We start from the raw sequence: 5,850 nt of genomic DNA, 5'->3' as shown, positions 1-5,850 counted from the left end.
GGCTTAATTATTGCTTATTGAGCATTATAATGAAAAGTAACACTCCACAAGGAATCATAATGCTAAAAACAATAATTCGCTCAACACTGACATTTTTACTGATTAGCTGCACGTGGGTAACCAATGCAAGCATGATTACTACCACTTTTAATAGTAATAATGGTCACACTGGAAACATGTTTGATCTTACCACTTTTTCAAATGATCTATTGATTACTGGCTTAGACGTAAATTTGGAGAATACAATCGGTTCAGATGTTTTGATTGATGTCTATATTAAAACAGGCAGCTATACGGGCTTTGAAAACAATGCATCAGCCTGGACACTTGTCAGTAGCTCTTTTGGCATTAGCAGTGGAACCAATAACCCTACATTTATTGATATTAGTGATTTTTATCTAGAAGCCGCAAAATCATTTGGTGTTTATATAACAACAGATGATTCAACGATGAAGTATACCAATGGGGCGAATCTATTTGAAAATGATGACCTACAAGTCGTGACAGGTATAGGCATTGGTGGCCTGTTTGGATCTGCATTTAACCCTAGAACGTGGAATGGTTCTATTCATTATGATGTACCTGAACCATCAACAATCGCAATCTTTTTGCTGGGCCTTTGTGGCTTAGTCATATCGAGAAATCGTAAAGTTCAATAATAAAATATCAGTAAAGCTTAGATTAGTTCTATCTAAGCTTTATTGTTAACTTATCTCATATTGAATTCCAATTCCCTCAAACGTTCTTTTAACACATCTACTATTTTTTAAAGCCCATCATCGAAGGTAACATTTGCAGAACCGTCAATCGAATCACATGATTGACCATCACAAACGCCGGCTCTAACCCTAAATAGAGTGCAGTAATCGCCATCGTCTCTAAGCTGCCTGGTGCCCATGAAATCAACAACACTAAAAATGACTGTTCGACCATCAAGCTATATAAAAATGCCATCATTACGGTAACGCTAATACTGATCAAAGTCACCGTCAAACCACAACGTAAATAGGCCAACACTTCAGAGCGTTGAATATGCTGTAAGTTGGTGGCAATCAATGCTCCTAACAACACGCTAGAGATAGAGATGAGCTGATCAGGTACGGTATATGACAGTAGATCTATTGACCAATAGTTACTCAGCATCGCCGTGGCTAATCCCGTAATGATATAGGGAGCAGCAAGACCCACTTTGGTTAACAAGAAACCCACAACTGTGGCGATAATAGAGACCAAGAGTAAACCCGTCATGCTATCCACACTGACTGCTTCTACGCTCTCTTTCGCGACAGAGATATCCAGATACGACGCAAGAATTCCCGAGATAATTATCAATACCACCAAACGGGTACTGTGCGCGAAGATCACTCTAGGTGAGGGAGTCTCTTGATCTTTTAACACCACCAATATAGCGGCCATCGCACCAGGCACCGACGCGAGTAAACTGTCACTCTTAGTCCACTGCCCCACTTTACTCAGCCATAAATAGCCAAACCACACTTGTAAGGCCATACACAGCATTAACCCACTGGCTACCTGCCAATTGATGTAGTCGGAAAACTGATTTACATCCATCAAGTTTCCAACGCTCAGTCCAAGTATAAGTTGAATAAATATCAGAGAGTAACGAGGAATACTCAATAACCTAGATGAGACTTTGTTTGCTAAAAGCACCCCGATCATACTACCAAATACTTCCCCCATCGGAATGCGAAAATAACTCGCAATCACTGCACCGGAGAAAGCAAACAACATCGTATAAAGCATTTCGGTTCCTTTTGAGAAAAGTGGTAACGTGCACTTTCGTTTCTCACAGACAAAAGGGAGCTCTGCAGGCGGGAAAACGTAATTGAATCAATACGACACTAGAGCGTACCGTATTCATTCAATCAATGGCAACGACACCAGTAATTCTCTGCTTCCTTATTTCGATTATCAAGCACTAATCCATGTTTCGATTATAATTATTGATAAATCAATATTATGACTCAATGATCGCGTCACTCATCTCACGACGCTTCTTAGACTCCACGTTGGCTAACCATACTAAAGGGAAGATGATCAAAGCAGTACCCAGTAACATCGCCAAGTCTGGGGTTTCATCAAACCAAATCAAACCCACACCCACTGCACCGAGTAAACCACTGTATTCGGCGCTGGCAATCTTGTTACTTTCCGCAGAACGGTAAGCGATCACGCATGTCGCGGCATAAATCAGAATAAACACACTCGATCCCGCAGCCGTTAACATCGGTTCCCAATTCCAAACGCTGCCTTCCCATAACGCCAATGCGAGCGAAGCAGGGATACCTACTAAATTAGTCAATAGCAGAGTTTGCGGTACTGTCTGCTCTTTTGGCAGTTTTCGTATCAAAAGATTGTTTGCTGCTAAGGTGATCGCCACAATCAATGCAGCAATTGCAGCCCAGTTGATCTCGGTTGGGCGTATCACCACTAACACTCCTAAAAAGCCAATGACACCAGCCGCAACAGAGTGCTTGGTTAGTTTCTCTTTAAAGACCACCATCGCTAATGGCATCATAATCAATGGTGCCGCATAAAAGATCGCATTGGCTGTCGCTAAAGGCATAGAGTTAATCGCAAACACCATGAATACCGCCCCAAATAACCAGATGTGCCCACGCAACATGTGCCACTTCAAACCGTTAATGAAGCTTTTTTTACTGCTTTTCATACAAAACGGAAGCAGTATCATTACCGCCGTTAACTGACGAAAAAAGACAAATTGGAAAATTGAAATATCAGAATCTAACGTCTTGACCATCGCATCGGATAAGACCGCAATAAGATTACCAACAATAAGTAGCGTCATAGCAAAACCAACTGACATCTTTGGCATAACCGCTCCTTTTAAATAGTTTAGCCTCGAATATGACGAGAGCATATGCTATGTTTTTGGTGAAGTATAATGATATAAACTTACTTAGCATGAGGTAAACTAATAATGAAACTTCCTCCTCTACGAGCGGTGCAATATTTTGAAGCGGTTGCTCGTTATAATAGCTTTTCAAAATCCGCTGAAGAGATGAATGTGACCCAAAGTGCAGTCAGCCATCAAGTGCGTCTGCTGGAGGAGTATTTGGGTGAATCACTGTTTACCCGCCAAGGAAGGAACCTATCACTGACCCCTATCGGGGAACGGTACTTTGAAGAGATCAGTAATGCATTAGTCAATATTTCGCAGTCTAGCCAACAAATTCGTGAAGGCGAGAGTGGAAAAATTCGTTTGGCTATCTACAGCTCACTTGCAGTGAAGTGGCTAATTCCCCGTCTAGAGAATTTAAAGCAGTTACATCCTGAGATTGAGTTGACCCTCAACATGGTGGCTGAGAACCCAGTGTTAAGCGAGCAAGTAGCTGACTGTTTCATTACTATCTCTCCAGCAAAAAAGAACTACGTCAGTGAGTTTCTCTACAAAGAGCAGTTGTACCCGGTATGCAGCCGAAAGCTGTGGCAACAGATACAAGATAAACCCTTACCAGAAGCGATGTGGCAATTGCCGCTACTCACTGTTAAGTCTGTATTTCCCACTAGCACTGCCGGAGAAGACTGGACCAAATGGGCACAATTAGGAAACTTTACCATTCCCAAAAATGTTCAAGTAACCCATTTCAGCCATATGATTTTAGCCGCCGAGGCAGCACGCTACGATCAAGGTATTGCGCTGCTCAATAACTACTTCATGTCAGATCAAGATAGGCAACACGACTTTGTTCGTATTCCGATGCACGACCTCCCTACCGGTGATAACTTCTATTTTGTCTATAAAAAAGCACGTGAGAAGCAGTCTGAAATCGTCACCCTAGGCCGATGGTTAAAACAGCAGTGCTTCGATCAAGAGATTGAGTGAGTGGCTATTCAACCTTAACAAACTTATCAAATCTCTTATCCATACAAGCGCTTATATCTGTGGTTACAAATTCTCCATTATAATAAAGGCTAAAGATTGTGGCGGGTGACGGGCAGTTTTGAGCTTGGGTTAAGGATTCAAGCTTTACGATATGTAGGGGGATTTTTCGCTTGTTACAGCTCTCAATAAGTGACACATTCACATGATACTCTGAGAAAGGGCATCGATTAGAATAGTAGACGACACAACCATCAAATGTTGGCGTATCAGAATGAACGTGATCTGAAAATTTCGGTTTTACTGCCTCGGTAATGATGGGTAAATAGAGTAATATAAATCCATTCGGTGCTTCATCACACAGTTGAAAGCCCTGCTTCATTAACCACTTAGTATCACTCATAAAATGATTCTTTTTTTTACCAACTACCGTTACTATTCCATGTTTTTTCTGCTGCTTAGCGGCAAGAAGAACATCGTTTAATAGCTGCTTTCCATGCCCTTCACCTTTGTATTTCCCTGATACCCAAAAACAACCTAACGCGAGATAGTTTGACGCATTAATGGGTAACCAAGCTGTCTCTGCTGGGCCATATTCAATAAACACCTTCGCCCGTTCATCTAGTCGCCTAAAGACATAACCATGATGAAACGCTTCCGTTAACCATGTTTTTTTAGCAGCGTAACTCTCTTTACATTTTTTGTCTGAAAACGCGCAGCAGATATGCTCTGTTACTATATTTGAGGGCGTTAAAGTGATGTATTCCATGAGGCAATCTCCAGCGCTGTTAAACAGATAGAAACATGCTAACAAACGCTGTTACTCTTAACAGAGACTGAGATCGATTAACCAAATATCACACTATATAAATACCCGGCGCTGATGGCCATCCCCAATACTACCGTTAGAAAAGCAACGATCATCGGGGTTTTGAATATAGATTTAAGTAAAATAACCTCTGTTAAACTCGCACCGGAACTGCCGATTATTAACGCCATGACAGAACCCAGCGCCATCCCTTTTTGAACTAACGCTGCGCTGAGAGGGATCACCGCCGCCGCACGAATATAAAGAGGGATGCCAATAACCGCAGCCACAGGAATCGCATACCATTTATCGGCCCCAGCGTACTCTGCGATAAGTTCAGTAGGCACAAGCCCATATATTAGTGCGCCGATAGAAATACTGATGAACAGGTAAGGTAAGACGCTTTTAAAATCTTTCCAGGTTGCAGTCCAAATCTGCAGCCAGCGGTTCGGTGCCGCAACAGTTAATACTGCGCCACCATTACCAGTCCCGCAAATGACATCATCACTAGTATCTGAACAACTGCTGTTTGCTGTAAGTACGCTTCCGGTTTTACGTAACGCTCAAAACCTAGTTTTTCAAGCGTAAATCCTGCCGTAACCGACACTGATATAGCAATGAGGAAATAGAAAACAGCGACATTTGCACCAAAAGTGACGACAAAAAGCCCAATCACTACAGGGTTCAACAGTGGACTGGCAAACAAAAATACCATCATTGGCCCAAAACCCGTTTTCGCACGCAGTAGCCCCTTTAGAAATGGAATGGTAGAACAAGAGCAAAAAGGAGTAATAGAACCCAATAGAGCGGCAACCACATAACCTTTGCCATTTCGGGAGCTCAAGATCGATTTTATCTTTTCAGGTGAGATGAACTCTTGCAATATTCCAACGAAATAGTTGATGACTAAAAAAAGTATGGTTAACTCTACGGCGAGATATAAAAACATATCAAACGCTTCTTTTGCCATCGTGATAGTGTCAGGTTGCATGGTGAGATCCTTAGTTATTTCGAATATTCCAGAAATATAGACAAGGAAGAATTTAACGTCAACAAATATTTCGACGAAAATAGAAATATGTATTGAACTTTCACTAAATAATGGCTCTCAGTTCACAGCCGTCGATATCACAGCTCTTTTTTTAACTATAAAAAAACACATTACGAATATATACTT

General features: G+C 41.6%; 5 protein-coding genes and 1 pseudogene. 2 read left to right on the top strand and 4 right to left on the bottom strand.

The window, feature by feature from the left end; all coding sequences use genetic code 11:
• Nucleotides 1-59: 59 nt before the first annotated feature.
• A complete protein-coding gene (locus L4C32_RS20095) occupies nt 60-659 on the top strand; it encodes a PEP-CTERM sorting domain-containing protein (RefSeq protein WP_428198667.1) in 600 nt (199 codons plus the stop codon).
• A gap of 100 nt (nt 660-759) precedes the next feature.
• Here L4C32_RS20095 and L4C32_RS20090 read toward each other — a convergent pair whose 3' ends face one another.
• Together L4C32_RS20090 and L4C32_RS20085 are read right to left on the bottom strand one after the other, a co-directional pair.
• A complete protein-coding gene (locus L4C32_RS20090; RefSeq protein ID WP_428198666.1) occupies nt 760-1,764 on the bottom strand; it encodes an AbrB family transcriptional regulator in 1,005 nt (334 codons plus the stop codon).
• 214 nt (nt 1,765-1,978) lie between these two features.
• Nucleotides 1,979-2,857, bottom strand: a complete 879-nt coding sequence (locus L4C32_RS20085; protein ID WP_428198665.1) for a DMT family transporter — start codon at nt 2,855-2,857, stop codon at nt 1,979-1,981.
• 105 nt (nt 2,858-2,962) lie between these two features.
• Between L4C32_RS20085 and L4C32_RS20080 the strand changes: the two genes are divergently transcribed.
• Nucleotides 2,963-3,868 (top strand): LysR family transcriptional regulator, encoded by a 906-nt coding sequence (locus tag L4C32_RS20080; RefSeq protein WP_428198664.1) that lies wholly within the window; start codon nt 2,963-2,965, stop codon nt 3,866-3,868.
• A 4-nt stretch (nt 3,869-3,872) separates the two neighbouring features.
• Here L4C32_RS20080 and L4C32_RS20075 read toward each other — a convergent pair whose 3' ends face one another.
• Nucleotides 3,873-4,634: a YoaP domain-containing protein gene (locus tag L4C32_RS20075; protein WP_428198663.1), complete on the bottom strand. Its 762-nt coding sequence runs from the start codon at nt 4,632-4,634 to the stop codon at nt 3,873-3,875.
• 77 nt (nt 4,635-4,711) lie between these two features.
• Nucleotides 4,712-5,664, bottom strand: a pseudogene (locus L4C32_RS20070) (permease).
• Nucleotides 5,665-5,850 lie beyond the last annotated feature (186 nt).

The organism is Aliivibrio kagoshimensis (assembly GCF_050337105.1).
Taxonomy (GTDB): domain Bacteria; phylum Pseudomonadota; class Gammaproteobacteria; order Enterobacterales; family Vibrionaceae; genus Aliivibrio_A; species Aliivibrio_A kagoshimensis.
Note: the sequence above shows the minus strand (reverse complement) of the source record. Positions and strands in the feature narration are given on the sequence as shown.